Raw genomic sequence first — 23,429 nt, 5'->3', positions numbered from 1 at the left:
CGGGCCTTTCCGTGTTGTAGATACTGGGATGCGACCCGCGATCCACGCGAGATGGAGGACCCGATGTCAGGCACGCTGCCGCCGCTCGTCGAGCCGGCCGCCGAGCTCACCAAGGAAGAGGTGGCCCGGTACAGCCGTCACCTGATCATCCCGGACGTCGGGATGACCGGGCAGAAGCGGCTGAAGAACGCCAAGGTGCTGGTCATCGGTGCCGGCGGCCTCGGCAGCCCGGCGCTGCTGTACCTCGCCGCGGCCGGGGTCGGCACGCTCGGCATCGTCGACTTCGACGAGGTCGACGAATCGAACCTGCACCGCCAGGTCATCCACGGCCAGTCCGACATCGGCAAGCTGAAGGCGGCGTCCGCGCAGGAGTCGCTCGCCGAGATCAACCCGTTCGTCAAGGTGCACCTGCACACCGACCGGCTCGAGTCGTCCAACGCGCTGGAGCTGTTCGAGCAGTACGACCTCATCCTCGACGGCACCGACAACTTCGCGACGCGCTACCTGGTCAACGACGCCGCCGTGCTCACCGGCAAGCCCTATGTGTGGGGCTCGATCTACCGGTTCGAGGGGCAGGCGAGCGTGTTCTGGGAGGACGCGCCGAACGGCAAGGGCCTCAACTACCGCGACCTCTACCCCGAGCCGCCGCCGCCCGGCATGGTGCCGTCGTGCGCCGAGGGCGGTGTGCTGGGCGTGCTGTGCGCGTCGATCGGCTCGATCATGGTGAACGAGGCGATCAAGCTGATCACCGGTATCGGTGAGCCGCTGCTGGGCAGGCTCGTCAGCTACGACGCGCTGGAGATGAAGTACCGCGAGGTCAAGATCCGCAAGGATCCGGAGACCCCGAAGATCACCGAACTCATCGACTACGAAGCGTTCTGTGGTGTTGTGTCCGACGAAGCCGCTTCGGCCGCTTCGGGGCACACGATCACTCCGGCGGAGCTCAAGGCCAAGTTCGACAACGGCGACAACTTCGCCCTCATCGACGTCCGCGAGCCGCACGAGTACGAGATCGTGAACATCAAGGGCGCGACGCTGATCCCGAAGGACAAGATCCTCTCGGGCGAAGCGCTGGCGGAACTGCCGCAGGACAAGCCGATCGTGCTGCACTGCAAGTCGGGTGCGCGTTCGGCGGAGGCGCTCGCGGCGCTGCACAAGGCCGGGTTCAAGGACGCGACCCACCTCGGGGGCGGCGTGCTGGCCTGGGCGCGGCAGATCGACCAGAGCTTGCCGACTTACTGAGCTGTCGCGGAAGCGTGGCAGTGCCGTGAAGGCCTCCTTGCCTACTCTGAAGGTAGTGAAGGAGGCCTTCACGGACTCTGGCTCCCTGAAGTGGCCCCTCGCGGATCCGCAGGCACCGAGGCGGTAGCAAAGGTCCCTTGCTCCCCTCAGTAGCCGACGGACCGGCCCACGAAGATCGCCCGCACGAACGTCGCGAACCCCGCGACGACGTCCGTCCGGTTCCCGCGGGGTGACTTCGGCAGGGCGGCGATGATCTCGGCGTCGGTCAGCGAATGGGTCTTCCCGGCCAGCTCGCGGAGTTCCTCGGGCTTCCAGTTGTGGTTCCCCGCGAGGTGCACCGACAGGGCACCGCGCCGCTGGATGAACTCGATCCGGTCCGCGTTCCGCCGGATGAACTCGCCTTCGCCGACTTGGGCGCACGTCGCGTTCTCGAGGCGCCAAGTGGTCTTCACCGACGTCTCGCAGCTCTCGACGGCGTCGGTCGCGAAGGTCCAGACGGGCGAGATCCACAGCTGAGGCGCGTACTCGACGATCAGCGACCCGGAGTCTTCGGTCGTCTTGGTCGGGAGCCGCTGCGGGCCGAGATCCGCCGCGAGGGTGCGATCGCGCGGGACGCCGGTCGCGGCGAGGCGCCGTGCGGGGGTGTCCAGAGGCAGGGACGCGGGGACGGCGATCCCGCCCGCGATCAGGGCGACCAGGAGGACGCCCGCGCCTGTCCGCACCCGGAGATCACGGGTGAACAGTCCCGCGACGAGCAGCACAGGCACTCCGAGGAACGGCACGGCGAACCAGGGATCGAACGCCTCCGCCACCTCCAGGACGAAGATCGCGCCGAAAACAGCGGAAATCCCGGTCGCGAAGGCCCACGCCAGCCGCGGCCAAGGTTTCGCGACGGACGGAAACGCCTCCGGTGCCGCGAAACCGATGAGGTAGACCACGCCGATCGACACGAGTGGCACCGGCAACGCGATCCAGGGAACGTGCAGGAACGCGGCGAGCGGGAGCAACAGGCCCACGGTGAGCGCTCCCAGGGTGCCGAGCAGCCACAGTGAGCCGAGCGCGAGCGCGGCGAGTTGCCCGTCGGTGAGTCGGCGCTGCGCCGTTCGGGGGACCACGGTCGAAAGAATGGCAGGTCAGAAGCGATCCTGTCTTGAGTATCGCTACTCAAGACCAGCGCGTCTTCTCGTTCGTGGCGCGGAAGACGGGGTAACGTGCCGAGCCGTGCGTGCCACCCTTGAAAGCCCTCCGGAACACGTCTGTTCGGCGTTCGGCGGACGTACCGGTGACGCGGAACCGCTGCCCGGCACCACCGCCTGGCGCTACAACGATCTCGTGCTCAAACCCGTCGTCGACAAGTCGCGGACCCTGTGGACGGCCAGGGCGCTGGAAGCCGTCGACGAGCCGGGGCTGCGGGTCGCGAAGCCCGTCCGGTCCAGCGACGGCCGATGGATCGTCGGCGGCTGGTCGGCGAACCGGTTCGTCTCCGGCACGGCCGAGCACCGGTACGACGAGGTCGTGCACGCGGCGGTCAAACTGCACCGCGCGACGGCCGGGTTGCCGCGGCCGGATTTCCTGGGACGGCGCACCGATATCGAGGCGCTGGCCGACAAACTCGCCTGGGGCGAGGCCGAAATGCCCCTCGACGAGAACAAGGGCGGCCGCTGGTTCGAGGTGCTGGCCGGTTCGCGAAGACCGGTCAAACTGCCGGACCAGGTCGTCCACGGGGAGCTCCTCGCCGGCGTGCTGTTCGACGGTGACGCGGCCCCCGGCATCGTCGATTTCGTGCCGTACTACCGGCCGGGTGAATGGGGCGCCGCGATCGTCGCGGTCGACGCGCTGGCCTGGGGCGGCGCCACCATCGATCTCCTCGAACGCTGGGCGCATCTGCCCCAATGGCCCCAGCTTCTCCTGCGGGCGGTCCTCTTCCGGCTCGCCGCCAACGCCCTCGACCCGCGGTCGACCCGGGCGGCGCACGACGGACTCCGTGCCGCCGCCCGGGACGTGAGCGCCGTGCTGTAGGTCACTCGGTGCGCAGGTTCTCCGTCTTCGCCGCCGCCCGCACAGATGGCACCGTCGACGCCGTCACCAGCAGCACCATCGCGATCGCCGCCGTGGCGAGCAGCCCGACCGCGGACCAGTCGACGTACAGCCCGTCCCAGTACAGCCGCCTGCCCAGCGCGGCGACGGCGATCCCGGTCGCCGTCGCGACCACGATGCCCAGCAGCAGCGGAATCCCGTTCTGCCACAACAGGGACCGGACGATCACCCGCACCGGCACGCCGGTGGCGGACAGTGCACCGAGCGCCCGGCGCCGTTCCCTGACCTGTTCCTGGGCGAGCACCAGCAGGCTCACCCCGGCCAGCAGCAGGATCGACAACGCGCCGCCGAACAGGATGTTCCGCACGTCGTCGAACATCCGGGCCTCGTCAGAGGCCCGCTTTTCGTTGGCGGACGCCACGGCGACCTGTCCGCTGTACGGCGCCACCGAGTTCCGCACCAGTTCGACGAAGTCCGGATTCCCGGTCGTCCCACGCAGGCTCACCGTGACCGGTGCGGCGGCCAGGTCGACGCCCGCCATCGCGGCGGGCGTCGCGAGCACGTGCGGCTGGAGCTGCTCGGTGAGCCCCGACGGCTTCACACCGAGCGGGCGGGGCGTGGCCGGAACGGTCCAGGCCCGCTCTTGCTTGTCGTTGTCGGTGAGCTTCACCGACTGTCCTTTGTGGAGAGAGGCCGGGTCGGCGAACACGTCACCGTCGCGGCATCCGGTCGCGGTGGTGGTCGCTTCGATCGTGGCGCAGTCGGCGACGGCGAGCGAGAAGAGCACGCTGTCCACGCGGTTCGCTTGGACGAGCATCGAACGCATGGTCTGGAAGTCGGCCGCGCCGGCCACCGCGCGGACCGCGCCGATCGCCTGATCGGCCACCGAGCCGTCGGCATGGACGGTGATGCGGTCGTCGGTCTTCTCCTGGTAAACGGCCGTCAGCGCCACCTGGCCCGCCAACAGGCTCTGCAGCGCGATCGCCCCGGCGAGCACCACGCAGAGACCCGCGACCACCCGGGCCGGTGTCCCGCTGTCGTTCCGCAGACGGCGGATCGCGAGCTGGAACGACGGCGGCCCGCCCTTGATCCGGGCGACGACGCGCTCCAGCAGCCACGGCAGCACCGCGGGTATCCCGAGCATCAGCAGCACGGCACCGGCGATCAGCGCCGTGCGGCCAAGTTCGCTGGCGACGCCGAAATCCGGGGCTATAAGGGCGATTCCGACGACGATCGGCAGCAGCCGCCACCACAACCGCCGCTTCGGCGGCACGGTTTCGCGGACGACTCCGAGCGGTTCGACGACCGTGTGCCGTTGGGCCGCCCAAGCCGCCGCCACGGTCAGGGCGGGGACCACGAGCACGATCAGCGCCACCAGTGGCCACGGCGGCGTCAGGTCCTCCGGGTACACCCCGAACCGGAACACCTGGAAGTCCGCCACCGCGCCGCGGAAGAGCAGGAACGTCGCGGTCCCGGCGATCAAGCCCGTCACGGCGCCCACGAGGGATTCCGCGGCGGTGATCCGGTGCAGCTGCTTGAGGGACGAGCCCGCCAGCCGCAGCGCGGCGAGCCGCCGGTCACGGGCCGCACCGCCGAGCCGGGAGACGGTCCCGACGAAGATGAACACCGGCGTGAGCAGGACGAAGAGGCCGATCAGCAGCAGCGAGAGGATCCCCCGTTCGAACGGCGTTTCGTAACCGGAACGGGAACCGAAGGCATAGGTCGCGACTCCGTTCCGCGGATTGTCCGTGCCGGCGTAGACGACCAGATCATTCGGATTGAGCACGGCTTCCGCGTCGATGATCCCGACCGGCTTGCCGGGCAGACGGGGCCGCAACAGGCCACTGGTGTCGGCCGCGACGAGTTCGTCGAGCTTCGGTGAGAGGAAGACCTCGCCCGGCGCGGGCAGCCGGTTCACCCCCGGCGGGATCGGCGAGTTCGGCCCGGTGGCCTGAAGGTGGACGAGCGAGATCGCCTGTCCGCGGAAATCGGTCGTCGTCGCGTGGTGGTTCAGCGGTGCGACACCCGGGATCGGTTCGTGCCGCGGGGAAGCGGCGTACGCCCGCTGGTCGCGGTTCTCCTTGACGGTGCCCGCGGAGGCGCCGATCAGGAGGACCGCCACCGCGAGCCCGATGCCGACGGTGCTCAGGACGAGCCTGACGATCGAGCCCCGGCCGCCCCCGACGGCCAGCCGGAACCCCAGCATCAGGTCTTCGCGCCCGGTCATCGGGTGACCACCGGTTCGCGTGTCCGGCCGTCTCGCACGATGACCTCCCGGTCGGAGTAGGCGGCCACCCGCGGTTCGTGGGTGACCAGGACGACGGCGGCGTCGGTCTGCTTCGCCGTCTCGGACAGCAGGCGCATGACCAGCTCGCCGCTGAGCGTGTCCAGCGCACCGGTCGGTTCGTCGGCGAAGACCACCGACGGTTCGGTGATCAGCGCCCTGGCCATGGCGACCCGCTGGCTCTGCCCGCCCGAAACCTGGCCGGGTGTGCTGTCGCCGGCGTCGCCGACCGCCAGCCGGTCGAGCCAGGTCCGCGCGATCCGCTCGGCGGGGCGGCGCTTCATCCCGCCCAGGCGCAGCGGCAGCGCGACGTTCTCCAGGCAGGTCAGCTCCGGGACGAGCTGGCCGAACTGGAAGACGAAGCCGAATTCGGTGCGCCGCAAGGCGCTGCGTTCGGTGTCGGACATGCTCGCGAGGTCTCGCCCGCGGAACAGCACCTGACCCGCGTCCGGCCGCACGATTCCGGACAGGCAGTGCAGCAGCGTCGACTTCCCGGAGCCGGAGGGACCCATGATCGCGACGATCTCGCCGGCTTCGAGCGTCAGCCCCGCCCCGGCGAGCGCCTGATTCGGGCCGAAGGCCTTGTGCAGGCCGAGCCCATGTAACAACGGTGTTTCCACTGTGTGGTCCCCAGATCAGCGCGCCAGCTGGCGCGCGAGGTCGTCGAGGCGGGCGGCGGTGAGTTCCAGCCACCGCAGATCCGCTTCCAGGTGGAAGAGCGCGTGGTCGCAGATCAGCTGGTCGGCGAGGTCGCCGTCGGTCTTGCGGGCGGTGAGCTCGCGCATGGCGCGCAGGTGGGAGCTCCGCTGGGCGTCGAGCAGGTCCTGCGCGCCGCGGCCGGACAGCAGCGCGAGCACGACCTTGGTGTAGAGGGTGTTCTGCAGGTAGACCGAAGGACTTTCCGGGCTTTTCAGCCATTCCTCGACGTTGGTGACGCCCGCCTCGGTGATCGCGTACCGCTTCCGGTCCGGGCCGCCGCCCGCCTCGACGCCGTTCTCCTCGACCAGGCCGTTCTTCAGGAGCCGGTTCAGCGTCGAGTAGACCTGCCCGTAGTGCAGCGGACGGTCTTGGCGGAACTGCTTGTCGTAAAGCTGTTTGAGGTCGTAGCCGTGCTTCGGACCTGCTTCGAGCAGGCCGAGCAACGTGTTCCCGATGGACATACCGGCGACTATACACAGTGTGTATACGCACGGTCTATACATGCTGTGTATAGTTAGATGAGCCGGGCTGACCCCATTCGAGGTCGATCTCGAGCGCGTGCTCAGGGAGCCACCAATCGCCGGGACGCGCCGTGAAGGACCCCTTCCCTCGGCTCAGCCGGAGAAACTCGACCTTCATGTACTTCCGGCAGGCGAACGCGGCAGTTCGGCCCCTCGCGACCTCACTGTGTGACGTCCCTCGGCGGCGGGCAATGTCAAACGCCTGAAACATTCAGGAGTTTTCAGGTAACACGGCCTACCTACCTTCAAGCGCTATCGACGCCTGGAGGAGGTGCCCGTGCCGCTCGCCGCCCCCACCGCGACCGCGGTGGACACGCACTGCCCGTACTGCGCCCTGCAGTGCGGGATGAGCCTCGACGGCGCCCGGGTCGCCCCGCGTGACTTTCCGGTCAACGCCGGCGGCCTGTGCCAGAAGGGCTGGACGTCGGGGGAGCTCCTCACCTCGCCTTCCCGCCTGACGACACCACTGATCAGGGTCGACGGTGAACTCCGGCCCGCGACCTGGACCCAAGCCCTCGACCTCGTCGCGAAGCGGCTCACCGAGATCCGCGCGGCCAAGGGTGCCGACTCGGTCGCCGTCTTCGGCGGCGGCGGGCTGACCAACGAGAAGGCGTACCTGCTGGGGAAGTTCGCGCGGATCGCGCTGGGCACCTCGCAGATCGACTACAACGGCCGGTTCTGCATGTCGTCGGCGGCGGCCGCCGGGATCAAGGCGTTCGGCGCCGACCGCGGGATGCCGTTCCCGGTCACGGATCTCGCCGACGCCGACGCGGTCCTGCTGATCGGCGCGAATCCCGCCGAGACGATGCCGCCGTTCACCCAGCATCTGCGGGGCGCGGACCTGATCGTCGTCGACCCGCGCCGCACGCCGACCGCCGAGCTGGCCGGACTGCACTTGCAGCCCGCGCCGGGAACCGATCTCGTGCTGGCGCAGGGCATCCTGCACGCCGTCGTCGCCGACGGCCTGCTCGACAAGTCCTATGTGGTCTCGAGGACGAACGGCTTCGAAGAGCTGTGGCGGTCGGTCGCGGCGTGGTGGCCGGAGCGCGTCGAGCAGGTCACGGGGGTCTCCGCCGCGGACCAGCGTCGCGTCGCCGCCAAGCTCGCCGCGGCCCGGAACGCCTACATCCTCACCGCGCGCGGCACCGAGCAGCACGCCAACGGCACCGCGATGGTCAACGCCTGGATCAACCTCTCGCTCGCTCTCGGACTGCCGGGGCGCCAGGGTTCCGGCTTCGGCTGCCTGACCGGGCAGGGCAACGGACAGGGCGGGCGCGAGCACGGGCAGAAGGCCGACCAGCTGCCCGGCTACCGCAAGATCGACGACCCCGCGGCCCGCGAGTACGTCGCCGGGGTGTGGGGTGTGCCGCCGGAATCCCTGCCGGGGCCGGGCCGTTCGGCCGTCGAACTGCTGGAGGCGCTCGGCACCGAAGACGGGCCGAGCGCGCTGATGGTGTTCGGCAGCAACCTCGTCGTTTCCGCGCCCGGCGCCGGGAACATCCAGGACAAGGTGTCCTCTTTGGACTTCCTGGTGGTCTCGGACCTCGTCCTGTCGGAGACGGCGGCGATGGCCGACGTCGTCCTGCCGGTCACCCAGTGGGCGGAGGAGGACGGCACGATGACCAACCTCGAAGGCCGGATCCTCCTGCGGCGCAAAGCGTTCGATCCGCCGTCCGGTGCGAAGACCGATCTCTATGTGCTTTCCGAACTCGCCCGCCGGTTCGGCCAGCCCGATGGGCGGTTCCCGACGGACGCCGAGACCGTCTTCACCGAGCTCCGCCAGGCGTCCAAGGGCGGTGTCGCCGACTACTCGGGCATCACCTACGACCGGCTCCGGGACGGCGAGGCCCTCTACTGGCCCGTGCCGGCGGAATCGCATCCCGGCACGCCGCGGATGTTCCTCGACCGCTTCGCCCATCCGGACGGCCGCGCGCGGTTCGTCCCGGTGGACCACGTCGGCCCGGCAGAGCTGCCCGACGCCGAATTCCCCTTGCAGGCCACCACCGGACGGGTCCTGCAGCACTACCAGTCCGGGGCGCAGACCCGGCTGGTCAAAGAACTCAACGACGTCGTGGCGGAGGCCTTCGTGGAAGTTCATCCCGACACCGCCGCGAGGGCGGGGCTGGCCGAGGGCGACCTCGCGGTCGTGCGCTCCCGGCGCGGCGAGACCGTCGCGCGGGTCCGCTGCGTGGCGTCGCTGCGCCCCGACCTCGTGTTCCTGCCGTTCCACTTCCCCGGTGAGGGAAGGGCGAACCTGGTGACCAACCCGGCGCTCGACCCGACGAGCCGGATGCCCGAGTTCAAGGTGTGCGCGGTCGCGCTCGCCCCGGCCGAGGCCGTCGCGTGAGCCCCCGGTCGGTGGTCATCGCCGGATACGGGATGGCGGGCGCGCGGCTCGCGGACGAGATCCAGCGCCGCGATCCCGAGGGCGAGCGCGTGCGGCTCACCGTCGTCGGCGCGGAAAAGCACACCGCCTACAACCGGGTGCTGCTCTCGTCGGTGGTCGCCGGCACCATGCGGCCCGAGGCCGTCCGGCTGCACGACGACGAATGGTCGTCCCGTACCCGCGCCGACCTGCGCCGGGGTGTCTCCGCGACGTCGATCGACCGGGACGCGCGGCGGGTCCATCTCGACGACGGGTCCACTGTGGACTACGACGCGCTCGTGCTCGCCACCGGCGCGAACCCGTGGATGCCGCCGGTCGAAGGGCTCGAACCCGGCCCGGACGTCGTCGCGTTCCGCACCCTCGACGACTGCGCGCGCATCCTCGACGCCGCCAAGCTGGGCGCGCCGGTCGCGGTGCTCGGCGGCGGGCTGCTCGGTCTGGAAGCCGCGCGAGGTCTTGCCGGACGGGGGAACCTCGTCACCGTCGTGCATCCGATGCCGCACATCATGGAACGCCAGCTGGACGCGGAATCCGCGCGGGTGCTGACCAGGAAGCTCGAAGAACTCGGCGTCGCCTTCCGGCTCGGTGTCGGGGCCGCGCGTTACGTCAGCGGCGACGGGCTCAAACTCGACGACGGCACGCACGTGCCCGCCGATCTCATCGTCGTCTCCACCGGTGTCCGGCCCGAGACGAAACTGGCCGTGGAGGCCGGGCTGACCGTCCAGGGCGGCATCGTCGTCGACGATCTGCTGCGCACCAGCGACGGCCGGATCCACGCGATCGGCGACTGCGCGAAGCATCCGGGCGCGTTCGGCGGTCTCGTGCAGCCCGCGTGGGAGCAGGCCGCCGTCGTCGCGGATCTGGTCACCGGCACGAAATCCGCGTCACGCTATCGCGGCACCCAGGCGGTGACGCGGCTCAAGGCCCGCGGCATCGACCTCACCGCGCTCGGCGAGACGATGACCGGCGCGGACGACCCGACCGCCGAAGTGCTCACCTTCAGCGACCCGGCGGGCTGCCGCTACGGGAAGCTCGTCATCCGTGAGAACCGGGTGGCCGGCGCGATCCTGCTCGGCCTGCCCGACTCGGCCGCGATGATCACGCAGCTCTACGACCGGGGCACCCCGGTGCCCGAAGACCGGCTGGCGGTCCTTTTAGGACGCTCGCTGCCGCCGGGAGCGCCGTCGGCGTCGAGCCCGGCCGATCTGCCCGCGTCGGCGGTCATCTGCCGCTGCAACGCGGTGACCAAGGGACGGCTCGTCGAAGCGTGGCGCGGCGGTGCCACCGACGTCCCCGCCCTCGCCGGGGCGACCCGCGCGACGACCGGCTGCGGCGGCTGCAAGGACGCCGTCGGCGGGGTCGCGAAATGGCTGGCCGCCCAGTGAACCCGAACGCATCCACCAAGGAGGACCTCATGCACGCTCGTGGAAAGCGCTGGATCGAGCACTGGGATCCGGAGAACGAGCAGTTCTGGGAGGAGACCGGGAAGAAGGTCGCCCGGCGGAACCTCTGGTTCTCCATCCTGGCCGAGCACATCGGCTTCTCCGTCTGGACACTGTGGTCGGTCATGGTCCTGTTCATGGGGCCGCAGTACGGGTTCTCCGCCGCCGACAAGTTCCTGCTGGTTTCGACGCCGACATTGATCGGCGCGCTGATGCGGCCGCTGTACACCTTCGCGGTGGCGAGGTTCGGCGGCCGGAACTGGACGATCGTCAGCGCGCTGCTGTTGCTGGTGCCCACGATCCTGGCGGCGATCGCGATGCAACCGGGCACCTCGCTCGGCACGTTCCTGCTGATCGCCGCGCTCGGCGGGGTCGGCGGCGGGAACTTCGCGTCGTCGATGACCAACATCAACGCGTTCTACCCCGAGAAGCACAAAGGCTGGGCGCTCGGGCTCAACGCGGGCGGCGGGAACCTCGGCGTGGCGGCGATCCAGCTCATCGGGCTGCTGGTCATCGGCACCGTCGGCGCGACCGCGCCCCGGGTGGTGCTGGCGATCTACATCCCGCTCATCGTGGTCGCGGCGGTCTGCGCGTACTTCTACATGGACAACCTCGCCTCGATGAAGGGCGACACCAAGGCGATGCGCGAGGTCGTCAAGGATCCGCACACCTGGGTGATGTCGTTCCTCTACGTCGGCACTTTCGGTTCGTTCATCGGGTACAGCTTCGCCTTCGGCCTGGTGCTGCAGAACCAGTTCGGGAGGACGCCGCTGCAGGCGGCCGCGGTGACGTTCCTCGGCCCGCTGCTCGGCTCGTTCTCGCGGCCGACCGGCGGCTGGCTGGCCGACCGGATCGGCGGCGGCAAGATCACCTTCGTGACGTTCGTCGGCATGGCCGCGGCGACCGTGGTGCTGATCCTGGCCTCGACGTCGAATTCGCTGGCGCTGTTCACCGTCGCGTTCATCGTGCTGTTCGTGCTCACCGGTATCGGCAACGGCTCGACGTACAAGATGATCCCGGCGATCTTCCGCGCCAAGGCGAAGGTCGCGATCAGCGAGGGCGCGGACGAGACGCTGGAGATGCTCAAGGCCCGCAAGCTTTCCGGCGCGTTGATCGGACTGGCCGGGGCCATCGGCGCACTCGGCGGCCTCTTCATCAACCTGGCCTTCCGCCAGTCGTTCGCGGACACGAAGAGCGGGGTGCCGGCGTTCATCGCCTTCCTCGTCTTCTACGGGCTGTGCTTCGCCGTCACGTGGGCGGTGTACCTGCGCAAGCAGCAGGCGGAGGTGACGAGCGTCCGGGGTCTGGCGCTCGCCGGAGCGGAGGTCTGATGCGGAAACTCGTCGTCGCGGGACATGGCATGGTCGCGCACCGGCTCGTGGAAGCGGTGCGTGCGGAGGACAAGGCCGGCCAGTGGCAGGTCGTGGTGCTCGCCGAGGAGGCGCGCCCCGCGTACGACCGGGTCGCGCTGACGTCCTATGTGGACACCTGGGACCCCGCGTCCCTTGCCCTGGAAGGAGCGGACTACGCGGACGACCCGCTGGTCGAACTGCGGCTCGGCGACGCGGTGGTTTCGGTTGACCGGGATCGCAAGGTCGTCGTCACCGAGGCCGGGTACGAGCAGCCGTACGACGCGCTCGTCCTCGCGACCGGTTCGCGACCGTTCGTCCCGCCGGTGCCGGGCCATGATCTTCCTGGCTGCTTCGTCTACCGGACGATCGAGGACCTCGACGCCATCCGGGAAGCCGCTCAGCGGCCCGGGCGCGGACGTCGTTCGGCGGTCGTCATCGGTGGCGGGCTGCTCGGTCTCGAAGCCGCGAAGGCGTTGCGGGACATGGGCCTTTCGCCGCACGTGGTCGAGATGGCGCCGCGCCTGATGCCGCTGCAGGTCGACGAGGGCGGCGGCGGCCTGCTCCGGCGGCTGATCACCGACCTCGACGTGACCGTCCACACGGGAACGTCGACCGACGCCATCGAGCCCGACGGCGAACGCTACATCGCGAAGCTCGGCAACGGCACGGAACTCGACGTCGATCTGGTCGTGTTCTCCGCCGGTATCCGGCCGCGTGACGATCTGGCGCGCTCGTCCGGGCTGGAGGTCGGCGCGCGGGGAGGGATCCTGGTCGACGACACCTGCCGGACGTCCGATCCGGCGGTGTACGCGATCGGGGAATGCGCGGCCGTGGACGGCAAGGTGTACGGCATCGTGGCGCCCGGATACGCGATGGCGGAGATCGTCGCGGCGCGGCTGACCGGCGGCGAGGGCAGCTTTCCCGAGCCGGACATGTCGACGAAACTCAAACTGATGGGTGTCGACGTCGCCAGCTTCGGCGACGCGCACGCGGCGACCGAGGGCGCACTTGAGGTCGCGTTCAACGACGCAGTCGCCGGGACGTACAAGAAGCTCGTCGTTTCGGACGACTCGAAGACGTTGCTCGGCGGTGTGCTCGTCGGTGACGCGAGCGAGTTCAACACGCTGCGCGCGATGGTCGGCAGGCCGCTGCCCGCCGAACCCGGCGCGATCCTCGCCCCGGCCGGTGGCGGGGCGGCGGTCGGCGTCGACGCGCTGCCCGATGCGGCGCAGATCTGTTCCTGCAACGCGGTTTCCAAGGGTGCGATCACGCACGCGATCACCGAAGAGGGCTGCGATTCGGTCGCCAAGATCAAGGGCTGCACCCGGGCGGGCACGGCCTGCGGATCCTGTGTCCCGCTGCTGGGCAAGCTGCTGACGGCGCGCGGTGTCGAGCAGTCGAAGGCGTTGTGTGAGCACTTCACGCAGTCCCGCGCGGAGCTGTTCCAGATCCTCCAGGCCACGCGGATCACCACGTTCAGCGAGATGATCGACCGCTACGGCACCGGAACCGGCTGCGCCATCTGCAAACCGGCGATCGCGTCCATCCTGGCCACGCTGGGCAACGGGCATATCCTCGCCGGCGAGCAGGCGACCCTGCAGGACACCAACGACAAGTTCCTCGCGAACCTGCAGCGCAACGGGACGTACTCGGTGGTCCCGCGGATCCCCGGCGGCGAGATCACGCCGGAGAAGCTCATGGTGATCGCGCAGGTGGCGATGGACTTCGGGCTGTACACCAAGATCACCGGCGGACAGCGGATCGACCTGTTCGGCGCCACCGTCGACCAGCTCCCGCTGATCTGGCGGCGGCTCGTCGACGCCGGGTTCGAGTCGGGGCACGCGTACGGGAAGTCGTTGCGCACGGTGAAGTCGTGCGTCGGTTCGACGTGGTGCCGCTACGGCGTGCAGGACAGCGTCGGCCTGGCGATCGAGCTGGAGCTGCGCTACCGCGGCCTGCGCTCGCCGCACAAGCTGAAGTCCGCCGTTTCGGGCTGTGCCCGGGAATGCGCCGAGGCGCGGAGCAAGGACTTCGGCGTCATCGCCACCGACAAGGGCTGGAACCTCTACGTCGGCGGGAACGGCGGCGCGACCCCGCGGCACGCCGATCTGCTGGTGTCCGAAGTGGACACGGAGACGCTGATCCGCACGATCGACCGGTTCCTGATGTTCTACGTCCGCACGGCAGACCGCCTGCAGCGCACCGCGCCGTGGGTCGAGGAGATGGAGGGCGGCCTCGATCACCTGCGCGCGGTGATCGTCGACGACAAGCTCGGCATCTGCGAGGACCTCGACGCGGCGATGGCCAAACACGTCGGCGACTACGCCGACGAATGGCGCGGCGTGCTGGAGGACCCGGAGAAGCTGGCGAAGTTCAGCTCGTTCGTCAACGCGCCGGGCACGCCGGACCCGACGATCTCGTTCCGTACCGAACGCGACCAGAAGGTGCCCGTGCTGCTGGGCATCCCGGAGGTGAAACAGTGACGACCTCGATCCAGCGAACCTGGACCGCCGTCTGCGCGGCGGGAGCCGTCCCCGAATGGTCCGGTGTCGCCGCCCTGCTCGACGGCGGCGTGCAGGTGGCGATCTTCCGGCTGCCCGGCGATCGATGGTACGCACTGTCCAATATGGACCCGATCAGCGGCGCGGCGGTGCTTTCGCGGGGGATCGTCGGCGACGCGGGCGGCGTCCCCGTGGTGGCGTCGCCGGTGTACAAGGAACGTTTCGATCTGCGGACCGGAGACTGCCTCGACGCCGAAGGTGTCACGGTCGCGGCCTATCGGGTGCGGGTCACCGATGGCGTCGTGGAGGTGGAATTCTCACCGTGACAGAAGTCCTTCCCCTGGCGGGATTCGTCATCGGGATCACGGCGGCGCGACGGGCTGACGAGCTCGGCGCGCTGTTCGTGCGCAAGGGTGCGAGCGTGCGCTACGGCCCGGCCATCCGGATCGTGCCGCTCGCCGACGACACCGAACTGCGGTCGGCGACCATGCGCCTGTTGGAAGACCGGGTCGACGTCGTCGTCGCGACGACCGGGATCGGCTTCCGCGGCTGGGTCGAGGCGGCCGAGGGCTGGGGACTGGGGGAGGAGCTGCTCGACCGGCTCGGCAAGTCGTCGCTTCTGGCGCGTGGCCCGAAGGCCAAGGGCGCGATCCGCGCGGCCGGGCTTTCGGAGGACTACTCGCCCGCCTCGGAGAGCAACGCCGAGGTGCTGAGACATCTTCTCGATTCCGGTGTGGACGGTCAGCGGATCGCGGTGCAGCTGCACGGCGAACCGCTTCCGTACTTCGTGGACAGTCTGCGCGCCGCGGGCGCCGAGGTGATCGAGGTGCCGGTGTACCGCTGGGTCGGCCCGGCCGACCCCGGCCCGCTGGACCGGCTGCTCGACGGCGTTCTCGACGGTTCGGTGGACGCGTTGCCGTTCACCAGCGCGCCCGCCGTCGCGTCCATGCTGGCGGTCGCGAAACGGACCGGACGGCTGCCGGGAATCGTGCGGGCACTGGAGAAACGGGTCGTGGCGGCCTGTGTCGGGCCGATCACGGCGGCGCCGCTGGCCGCGCTCGGGATCCCGACGGTCCAGCCGTCGCGGTCGCGGATCGGGGCGTTGGCGCGGACGGTGTCCGACGCGCTCGAAGTCCGTTCGCCGCGGCTGACCGCGGGCGGCCGGAGCATCGAACTGCGGGGGCAGGCGGCGCTGGTCGACGGACAGTGGTGTGACATCGCGCCCGCGCCGATGGCGTTGCTGCGAGCGCTGGCGGAATCGCCGGGGCGGGTGTTCTCCCGGCGGGAACTGGTCGCCGCCTTGCCCGATGGCGGCGAGGAACACGCCGTCGAGACCGCCATCGGGCGCCTGCGGAACTCTTTGGGGGCGCCGAAACTCGTCCAGACGGTCGTGAAACGCGGTTACCGCCTGGCCGTCGACCCGTGACCCCCGCGTTTCGTCCTCTGAATGCGGTCCTTGCGTGCGCAACTACCGCATTCAGAGGACGAAATGCGGGAGGTGGGTCAGGGGGTGAAGAGGTCGGTCTTGGTGATGAGGACGTGGTTGGCGTCCGGGCCGGCGTTGGCCAGCACGGCGGCGCCACCCGCGATGAGGACCCGGCCGTCGGCGAGTTTGACCGCGCCGAACTTCGCCCGGCCGATGGTGAGCCCGAGCAGCGGCCCCCAGTTCCCGGTCGCGGGGTCGAAGATCTCGGAGTTCTGGTATCCGGCGTCGTACCCGCCGTATTCGAGGCCGCCGATGGCCAGTACCTTGCCGGAGTCCAAGCGGATCAGGCGGAATTCGTCGCGCGGGATCCGCATCGGCGCCGCGTCGGTCCATTTGCCGGTGGCCGGGTCGTACCGTTCGGATTCGGAGAGGCTGAACGGCGCGTAGTTCCAGTTCTGCGGCCCGCCGGTGTGGCCGCCGGTGAGCAGCACGGTCCCGTCGGCCAGCGCGACCATCTGCGCGCCGACACGCGGCCGTCCGGCTTCGAGCGGGACAGTGGTGCCGATCGGCGTGGTGGGGGTCCAGGTGCGCGCGACCGGGTCGTAGAGCTCGCAGAAGGTCAGCCCGACAAGATCGCCGCCGGTTTCGATGAGGCCCGAAGCGACGAGCACCTTGCCGTCCGGCAGCAGCACCGCGGGGAACGACGCCCTGGCGTGGATCATCGGCGCGGTTTCGGTCCAGGTTCCCGTCGCCGGGTCGTAGATCTCCGCCGAAGCGATCACCAGGGAATCGATCGGCGGCCGTTCGCTCCCGCCGCCCATCACGAGCACCCGGCCGTCGGCCAGCGCGATCGCGTGGTGGTTGCAGCGGCTGGTGTGCATCGAGCCGGTCGGGCTCCAGGTCCCGGTCGCCGGGTCGAAGACCTCCGCGGAGGCGAGGATGTTGGGCGAGGCCGACGGATGGCCGTGGAAACCGCCCGCCGCCAGCACCTTGCCGTCCGGCAGGACGGTCAGCGAGTGCAGGCGGCGACTGGTCGCGAGCGATCCGGTGACCGTCCATTGGCCACTGCCCGGGTCGTAGAGCGCGGCGTCGGAGTACGTCACCGCACCTCTGTTGTTACCACCGCCCGCGGCGAGGACACGTCCGTCCGGCAGCAGGACCGGACCTTCGTTCATGCCGTCCCATTGGCGTGCCCAGGGCAGGTCACCGGTGGGCGCCCAGCCGCTCGTGATCGTCCGGGGTTCGGTCTGTGTGCTCATGTCTTCGACGGTCGCCGCCGTGCTCTCCGGCGGCAAGCGGTTGCGCGATGGCCTACCTCTTGGGCACCCGGAATGCGACCGATCGGACCGCCTTCAGGACCAGGCGACGCGGAAATCGGGGAATTCCCGGGCGGCGGCGACGCGGGCCGCCTCCTCCTCGGCCGCTTTCCGGACGGCCGGGCGGAGGGCGTCGAACGGGGTGACGGTGAAGTCGAGCCGTTTCCTGCCGTTCGCCTTGGCCCGCCACACACCGGAGATCTCGCCGTCGGCCAGCAGCGCGCCGGGACTGCCGAGGATCTTCCAGACCTCCTTCTGCCGGGCCTTGTCCGGCACCAGCACGGCGCGGTCGCGTGCCTGGACGAACGGATCGAGTGGCGGCAGCAGGCGCACCACGTCCGGCTCCGGCGGATTCTCCAGCAGCGCTACCCGGTCTTCCGGCAGGAAGGCCTTCTGGCCGCCGACGCGGACCTCGGCCAAGCCGTCCGGCCACATCGCGTCGACCCCGGTGCGGGTCGTCCCGACATAGGCGGCGGCGTCGCCGGGAGCGGCGGGACCGTTGATCCGCAGGTAACCCTCGACCACGCGGGTGGCCGCCTTGGCGTCCGGCGACGTCTTGAGCCTGCCGCGCCCTTCCAGTGGCGCCAACGTCGCCGGCGTCGCGCCCGCTTCCAGCCGGACCCCGGCGTGGATCGACGCGACCCGCATCAACTGCTCGTAGATGTGGACGACACCGCAGCCGCGGCAGGCGTACGACAGACCTTCGGGGATCAGTTTCGTGACCGCGCCGCTCACCGTGCCCTTGGTCTGCGGGCCGGTGACGACCTTGCGGATCGCTTTCGCGGCGGTGAACAGCGCGTCCGTGGCGGACCCGCCCGCGTCCTCGACCTGCTTGCGCTGCCAGAGGATCCGGGCCATCGCGTCCTTCTCGTCGAGCGGCACGAGCGCGGCCCGGATCGCGTCCAGTTCCGCGCGCCGGTGGAAATGCGGCGCGCCGCGATGCGTCCACGCGAGCACGAAACGTTCGTCGTCCCAGACGCCGGGCGTGATGTCGCCGTCGATCCGGGCGGCGAGGCCCAGCAGGGCGGTGTCCCGTACGGAATCCTGCAGCCCGAGGTCGAACACGGCCGCTGCGGCCGGATCCGTCTCCTCGCGGTGCAGGCCGTGCGCGGCGATCCGGTACGCCAGCACCTGTTCGCGATCGACCTCGAGCACCTTTTCCCCCTAGAGCGCGTATTCGAGCGTGTACGACATCGTCGGCTCGCCGAGGGTCCCCGTCGTGGTGCCGCTGCCGGTGATCCCGGCGAGTTCACCCGTTCCGGAGCCCTCGACCACGGTGAACGCCGACGTGATCCCCTGCGCGTCGAACCCGGTGTCGTGCTTGATCACAAAGCTTCCCTTACGTCCGTCCACGCTGCCCTCGATGCGTTCGAGGCCAGGCGATGTGGTCCCGCCGCCGTCGAAGCCTTCACCCGCGTAGTACAGCAGGTAGTCGATGACCGCTTCGCCTTCGATCAGCCCGCTGTAGGCGAAGGTGGCGTGCGCGTGGGCCACGCGCGGCCCGCCCTCCGTGCCGCTGACGAGGGCTTCTTCCCAGTTCTTCATGGCGAACGTGTTCATGGGTGCACCCTGTCAGTCAAACCTGTCAGGTTGTGTCAGGTTTTCGGCGATACTGGATCCATGCGCGCGAGCAGACTCCTGTCGGTCCTCCTCCTGCTGCAGAACCGGGGCCGGATGACGGCCGAGGAGCTGGCGACCGAGCTGGAGGTGTCGGTCCGGACGGTCTACCGCGACGTCGAGGCGCTGTCCGCGGCCGGTGTGCCGGTGTACGCCGATCGCGGGCGCATGGGCGGATATCAGCTGGTCGACGGCTATCGCACGCGGCTGACCGGGCTGACCGAGGAGGAGGCGCAATCGCTTTCGCTGGCGGGCCTGCCGGGCGCGGCCAGTGAACTGGGGCTGGGCACCGTCCTCGCCGCCGCACAGCTCAAACTGCACGCCGCCATGCCGGCGGAGCTGCGTGCCGGGGCGAGCAAGATCTCCGAACGGTTCTATCTCGACGTGCCTGGCTGGCATCGCGGGATCGAAAGCCTGCCGCGACTGTCCGAACTGGCCGACGCGGTCTGGCACGGGCGGCGGATCAAGGTCCGGTACGAACGCTGGGGGCAGCGGAAGGTCGATCGCGTGCTCGACCCGCTGGGCCTGATCCTCAAGGCCGGGAACTGGTATCTCGCGGCGCGATGCGACGGGACCGACCGGACCTATCGGGTCTCCCGGATCGAAGAGCTCGAAGACCTCGGTGAGACCTTCGAGCGGCCGTCCGACTTCGACCTCGCGCGCTATTGGCGGGAGTGGTCGGAGCAGTTCGAAAAGCGGATGTACTCGCGAGTGGCGGTGGTCCGGCTGAACGAGTTCGCCCGCATACTGCTGCCGTTCTACCTCGGGGCGGTCGGGGCTCGGGCGTTGCGGGAAACAACCGCGGAGCCCGACGAAAGCGGCTGGCTGACGATGGAACTGCCCGTGGAACCGGGAGAATCGGCCGTCGGCGAACTACTGCGGTTCGGCGGGAACCTCGAAGTGCTCGAACCGCCGGAGCTGCGTGAGCGGCTGGCGGAGGAGATCAGGAAGATGGGCGCGGTTTATGGCTGACCTGGACGGAATCACGATCGGGATCACCGCGGAGCGGCGGGCCGACGACTTCATCGGCGCGCTGACCCGGCAGGGCGCGACGGTGCTGCACGCGCCCACCATCCGGATCGTCCCGCTGCCCGACGACACCGAACTGCGTGCGGCGACGGACGCCGTGCTGGCCGGACCGGTCGGGTTCACCGCGGTCACCACCGGCGCAGGGTTCCGTGGCTGGCTTTCGGCCGCCGAAGGCTGGGGGCTGCGCGAACCGTTGCTGGAGCGGCTGGCGGCGTCACGGATCTTCGCGCGCGGGCCGAAGGCGGTGGGCGCAGTGCGTGGTTTCGGCCTCCGAGAGGAGTTTTCCGCGCCCGAGGAGAGCAACGCGGAGCTGTTCGAAGGGTTGCGTGACGCCGGGGTGCGCGGAGCACGGGTGGCCGTCCAGTTGCACGGAACCCTGCTGCCCGAACTCACCGGGTCGCTGCGGGACGCGGGCGCGGAGGTCGTCCAGGCACAGCCGTATCGCTGGCTTTCGCCCGCGGACGTCGCACCTGTGCACGAACTCGTCGAAAGCGTGCTCTCCGGACGCGTGCACGCTTTGGCCTTCACCTCCGCACCGGCGGCCGCGAACCTGCTGACGCTGGCGGGGTCGCGTCGCGAGGAACTCCTTGCCGCACTGCGAGGTCCGGTGCTGTGCGCGTGCGTGGGACCGGTGACCGCGGCGCCGCTGGAAGCCGCCGGGGTACCGACCGTCCAGCCCGAACGTCAGCGGCTCGGCGCGTTGGTCAAACTTCTGGTCGCCCAGCTGCGCATTCGGCCGTCTTGACGCGGGAAGTCCGCTTTGCCAGGCTCGACACATCGGACGCGGGGAGGGCGGCGGATGTCCGAGTCTCAATCGGTCACGTTCGTGCGCGCGATGTTGCGAAAGGGCTCTTCGGTCTTGGGCGCGAGCCCCGCCGACGAAGCACCCGACCCCGATTCCGTTCCCGATTGGCGCTATCGGGAAGATTCCGCGGACACCCTGCTGATGCGCGCGATCCGCTACTCCGCGCTCGGCCCGATCTTCTACCGGGTGGCCGCGTTTCCGAAGGTGTACATCGGTTTCCTGGTCGCCAACGGCTCGGCGGGGATCGTTCCGGTGCTGAGCACGACGATTCTCGGGATGCTGCTCAACGTCTTCGCGGTCTGGTGGGTGGTGCGCGGCCGCGGGATCCGGGCGAAGACGTCCGGACGGCTGATGTACGCGGATCTCGCCGTGGGCGTGGTGCTCACGACGATCGTGGCCGTCGCGGCGCCCGCCGAGATCCAGCCGTTCGCCGTCGACGTCGCGTGGACGTGGATGGTCGGGACGGTGGCGTTGTGGACGCTGTCGTTCGGCCTGCCCGCGGCGCTCGTGCTGGTGATCGCGGCCGTGCCGTTCCGGGCCTTCCTGACGTGGGTCGGCGGGCTCCCGCTCGACCATCCGCTCGCGATGAGCCGGTCGGTGGGGTGCATGGTCGCGCTCGTCGTGGCGATGGTGACCACGGCCGGGATCCTGATCCTGCTCGGTGTCGGGACCCGGTTCGCGCTGGGCATCGGGATGCGCCGGGGGCAGCGCGCCGAACGCCTGCGGACCCAGCGGGTCATGCACGATTCCGTGCTGCAGACCTTGGAAGCGATGGGGCTCGAGGCGCCGGACGACGATTCCGCGGCCGCGGAACGGCTCGCGGAAATGCGCGCCACCGCACGGGCGCAAGCCGCCGAACTGCGCCGCGAACTGATCGGCCCCGACGCGCCGTCGGCTCGCGGCCTCGCGGCGGATCTCGCCGAGGTCGCCACCGAAATGGCGCGCGACGGCCTTCGCACCCAGCTTGTCGCCGCCGAGACCGAAGAGGACTACCGCCTCTCACACGCGCGCCGGACCGCCATCCGTGACGCCGTCCGCGAAGCGCTTCGAAACACCGTGAAGCACGCCGGGACGAACCAGGTCGTGCTTCGCGTCGAGGAGTGTGAAGGCGGCGTCGCGGTCATCGCGCGGGACCAGGGGACCGGCTTCAGCATGCTGGACCGGCCGCCGGGCTTCGGGATCAGCCAGTCGATCATGGCGCGGCTGGCGGAGGTCGGCGGGCGGGGGACGATCGATTCGCAGCCGGGGCGGGGGACGCGGGTGACGCTGTGGGTGCCGCACTGAGGTTCCGGTCCGTGAAGGGAGCAAGGGACCTTTGCTATCGATTGGTTAGCATGGCTACGTAAGTGGTAGCAAAGGTCCCTTGCTCTCTTTCTGCAGGTCAGGGCCCTGCTGGCGCAGGTGCTGATGTCTCAAAGGGGCCCTTCGGGACGTCCAACGTCCCAAAGGTGGCTTTCAGGACATGCGGCTGGGCGGAGCGCGCCCAATGTGACATAGGGGACGCTCAACGACCCCAATGCCACATTGGGCGCACCAAATCGCACGTCACCAGGGAGTCTCAGTCCTCCTCGGCCGCGGGAGCTTCGCCGGCCTCCGCCTGCCTCATCGCTTCACGGCCGGCGGCCTCTTCGCTCACCCCTTGCCGCCAGTACCCCGTGAAGCAGATCGCCCGCTTGTCGACGCCGCGCTCCCGAACGAGGTGCCGCCGCACCAGCTTCACCATGTTCGCTTCGCCGGAGATCCACGCGTAGGGCGTCCCGCCCGGCAGATCCGCCTTCCGCACGGCTTCGAGCACCGCGTCGCCGGCAGGACCAGAGTCCCGAACCACCCAGTGCAGGTCCACGGTCCCCTGCGTATCGAAGACCTGCCTGTCTTCGCGATCACTGATCTCGACATAGACCACCGCTCGCGTTCCGGCGGGCAGTGCTTCGACGATCGCGCCGATCGCCGGGATCGCGGTCTCGTCGCCGACCAGCAGCTGCCAGTTCGTGTCCGAGGGCACGTCGTAGAGCCCGTGCGGACCCAGGAAGGCGACCCGATCGCCCTCCGAGGCGCGCGAGGCCCAAGCCGAGGCCGGGCCTTCGTCGCCGTGCAGCACGAAGTCGATGTCCACCTCCTGCACCGACGGTCGCAGCGCGCGCACGGTGTAGGTGCGCATCGGCGGCCGGATCTCGTCGGGCATCGCGAGGTAGGTCCGGTACCAGGACAGCACTTCGTCGCCGCTCAGCGGAGCGGGCAGCACGGGCTCCGACTGACCGGGCTGCGGGAAGAACACCTTCAGGTACTGGTCGGGCGCCTGGTCCACCAGCGACGCCCCCGAGAAGGTCACCCTGCTCATATGCGGCGTGAGCCGCCGGACACAGGTCACCTTCGCCTCGATGTAGCTCATTAGGGGAGGCTAACCTAAAAGAGGGCGCCTGGGCCGGCGTCGTCGTCGGGATCACGTTGCCACCGGTATTTGCGCAGGTCGACGCGCTGGCCATCGGCCATGACGCCTTCCGCGCGCAGCCGTTGCAGCTGCTCGTCGACCAGATGCGGAGCCGGCGTCCCGTCGGCCCGCAGAATGCGGTGCCAGGGCAGATCGTGGCCGTCCTCGCCGAGGATCCGGCCGACCAGCCGCGGCGACGGGGCTCCCGAAACCGACGCTATATCCCCATAAGTCGCGACCGAGCCGGCGGGCACGCTCGCGATGACCTCGCGCACCCGCTCGTGCAGTTCGTCATCCATGGGACCACTTTGCCGTGCCGCTGCGAGGTTGTGTCGGCGGGGCGT

General features: G+C 69.8%; 20 protein-coding genes. 11 read left to right on the top strand and 9 right to left on the bottom strand.

Annotated features, from left to right (window positions below):
- The first annotated feature begins 63 nt into the window (after positions 1-63).
- Entirely contained in the window at positions 64-1,242 is a 1,179-nt protein-coding gene (gene moeZ, locus AC069I_RS00370; protein ID WP_034313402.1) for an adenylyltransferase/sulfurtransferase MoeZ, read from the top strand.
- A 146-nt stretch (positions 1,243-1,388) separates the two neighbouring features.
- Here moeZ and AC069I_RS00365 read toward each other — a convergent pair whose 3' ends face one another.
- Positions 1,389-2,357 (bottom strand): hypothetical protein, encoded by a 969-nt coding sequence (locus AC069I_RS00365; RefSeq protein WP_478264560.1) that lies wholly within the window; start codon positions 2,355-2,357, stop codon positions 1,389-1,391.
- A gap of 106 nt (positions 2,358-2,463) precedes the next feature.
- On the opposite strand from AC069I_RS00365, the gene AC069I_RS00360 reads away from it, so the two are divergent.
- Entirely contained in the window at positions 2,464-3,261 is a 798-nt protein-coding gene (locus AC069I_RS00360) for a TIGR02569 family protein (protein WP_125680289.1), read from the top strand.
- A 1-nt stretch (position 3,262) separates the two neighbouring features.
- On the opposite strand, the gene AC069I_RS00355 is transcribed toward AC069I_RS00360, so the two are convergent.
- The 3 genes from AC069I_RS00355 to AC069I_RS00345 are packed head-to-tail and all read right to left on the bottom strand — an operon-like array spanning position 3,263 to position 6,723.
- Positions 3,263-5,506, bottom strand: a complete 2,244-nt coding sequence (locus AC069I_RS00355) for an FtsX-like permease family protein (RefSeq protein ID WP_478228405.1) — start codon at positions 5,504-5,506, stop codon at positions 3,263-3,265.
- Complete coding sequence (locus AC069I_RS00350) at positions 5,503-6,183, bottom strand: ABC transporter ATP-binding protein (RefSeq protein ID WP_465457566.1); 681 nt, start codon at positions 6,181-6,183, stop codon at positions 5,503-5,505. The genes AC069I_RS00355 and AC069I_RS00350 overlap by 4 nt, the downstream gene beginning before the upstream one ends.
- Before the next feature lie 15 nt (positions 6,184-6,198).
- Positions 6,199-6,723, bottom strand: a complete 525-nt coding sequence (locus AC069I_RS00345; RefSeq protein WP_125680292.1) for a PadR family transcriptional regulator — start codon at positions 6,721-6,723, stop codon at positions 6,199-6,201.
- 337 nt (positions 6,724-7,060) lie between these two features.
- Between AC069I_RS00345 and AC069I_RS00340 the strand changes: the two genes are divergently transcribed.
- The 6 genes from AC069I_RS00340 to AC069I_RS00315 are packed head-to-tail and all read left to right on the top strand — an operon-like array spanning position 7,061 to position 15,890.
- Positions 7,061-9,130, top strand: coding sequence for a molybdopterin oxidoreductase family protein (locus AC069I_RS00340; protein ID WP_478228407.1), 2,070 nt, complete (start codon positions 7,061-7,063; stop codon positions 9,128-9,130).
- Positions 9,127-10,554, top strand: a complete 1,428-nt coding sequence (locus AC069I_RS00335) for an FAD-dependent oxidoreductase (RefSeq protein ID WP_478264559.1) — start codon at positions 9,127-9,129, stop codon at positions 10,552-10,554. Before AC069I_RS00340 ends, AC069I_RS00335 begins: the two co-directional genes overlap by 4 nt.
- A 29-nt stretch (positions 10,555-10,583) precedes the next feature.
- Positions 10,584-11,942, top strand: coding sequence for a nitrate/nitrite transporter (locus AC069I_RS00330; protein WP_478264558.1), 1,359 nt, complete (start codon positions 10,584-10,586; stop codon positions 11,940-11,942).
- Positions 11,942-14,446, top strand: a complete 2,505-nt coding sequence (gene nirB / locus AC069I_RS00325) for a nitrite reductase large subunit NirB (protein WP_478264557.1) — start codon at positions 11,942-11,944, stop codon at positions 14,444-14,446. The genes AC069I_RS00330 and nirB overlap by 1 nt, the downstream gene beginning before the upstream one ends.
- Positions 14,443-14,790 carry a nitrite reductase small subunit NirD gene (nirD, locus tag AC069I_RS00320; RefSeq protein WP_478264556.1) on the top strand — a complete coding sequence of 116 codons (348 nt, stop codon included), beginning with the start codon at positions 14,443-14,445 and terminating at the stop codon, positions 14,788-14,790. Before nirB ends, nirD begins: the two co-directional genes overlap by 4 nt.
- Positions 14,787-15,890 carry a uroporphyrinogen-III synthase gene (locus AC069I_RS00315; protein WP_478264555.1) on the top strand — a complete coding sequence of 368 codons (1,104 nt, stop codon included), beginning with the start codon at positions 14,787-14,789 and terminating at the stop codon, positions 15,888-15,890. Before nirD ends, AC069I_RS00315 begins: the two co-directional genes overlap by 4 nt.
- Positions 15,891-15,967: 77 nt before the next feature.
- On the opposite strand, the gene AC069I_RS00310 is transcribed toward AC069I_RS00315, so the two are convergent.
- The 3 genes from AC069I_RS00310 to AC069I_RS00300 form a co-directional block, all read right to left on the bottom strand.
- Complete coding sequence (locus tag AC069I_RS00310) at positions 15,968-17,149, bottom strand: Kelch repeat-containing protein (protein WP_478228413.1); 1,182 nt, start codon at positions 17,147-17,149, stop codon at positions 15,968-15,970.
- 93 nt (positions 17,150-17,242) lie between these two features.
- Positions 17,243-18,361, bottom strand: coding sequence for a DNA glycosylase AlkZ-like family protein (locus tag AC069I_RS00305; protein ID WP_478228414.1), 1,119 nt, complete (start codon positions 18,359-18,361; stop codon positions 17,243-17,245).
- 9 nt (positions 18,362-18,370) lie between these two features.
- Positions 18,371-18,766 (bottom strand): DUF3224 domain-containing protein, encoded by a 396-nt coding sequence (locus AC069I_RS00300; RefSeq protein WP_478228415.1) that lies wholly within the window; start codon positions 18,764-18,766, stop codon positions 18,371-18,373.
- Positions 18,767-18,826: 60 nt separating this feature from the next.
- Between AC069I_RS00300 and AC069I_RS00295 the strand changes: the two genes are divergently transcribed.
- The 3 genes from AC069I_RS00295 to AC069I_RS00285 are packed head-to-tail and all read left to right on the top strand — an operon-like array spanning position 18,827 to position 21,941.
- Positions 18,827-19,795 (top strand): helix-turn-helix transcriptional regulator, encoded by a 969-nt coding sequence (locus AC069I_RS00295; RefSeq protein ID WP_478228416.1) that lies wholly within the window; start codon positions 18,827-18,829, stop codon positions 19,793-19,795.
- Positions 19,788-20,597 (top strand): uroporphyrinogen-III synthase, encoded by an 810-nt coding sequence (locus tag AC069I_RS00290; protein ID WP_478228417.1) that lies wholly within the window; start codon positions 19,788-19,790, stop codon positions 20,595-20,597. Before AC069I_RS00295 ends, AC069I_RS00290 begins: the two co-directional genes overlap by 8 nt.
- Before the next feature lie 54 nt (positions 20,598-20,651).
- A complete protein-coding gene (locus AC069I_RS00285) occupies positions 20,652-21,941 on the top strand; it encodes a sensor histidine kinase (RefSeq protein WP_478228418.1) in 1,290 nt (429 codons plus the stop codon).
- Between the two features lie 274 nt (positions 21,942-22,215).
- Here AC069I_RS00285 and AC069I_RS00280 read toward each other — a convergent pair whose 3' ends face one another.
- On the bottom strand, positions 22,216-23,046 hold the full coding sequence (locus AC069I_RS00280; RefSeq protein ID WP_478228419.1) for a siderophore-interacting protein: 831 nt from the start codon (positions 23,044-23,046) through the stop codon (positions 22,216-22,218).
- A gap of 14 nt (positions 23,047-23,060) precedes the next feature.
- Complete coding sequence (locus tag AC069I_RS00275; RefSeq protein WP_240595477.1) at positions 23,061-23,384, bottom strand: MGMT family protein; 324 nt, start codon at positions 23,382-23,384, stop codon at positions 23,061-23,063.
- Positions 23,385-23,429: the final 45 nt, after the last annotated feature.

This window comes from Amycolatopsis sp. NPDC043885 (assembly GCF_056435685.1).
The sequence above is the reverse complement of the archived record's forward strand: the minus strand, read 5'-3'. Positions and strand labels throughout refer to the sequence as shown.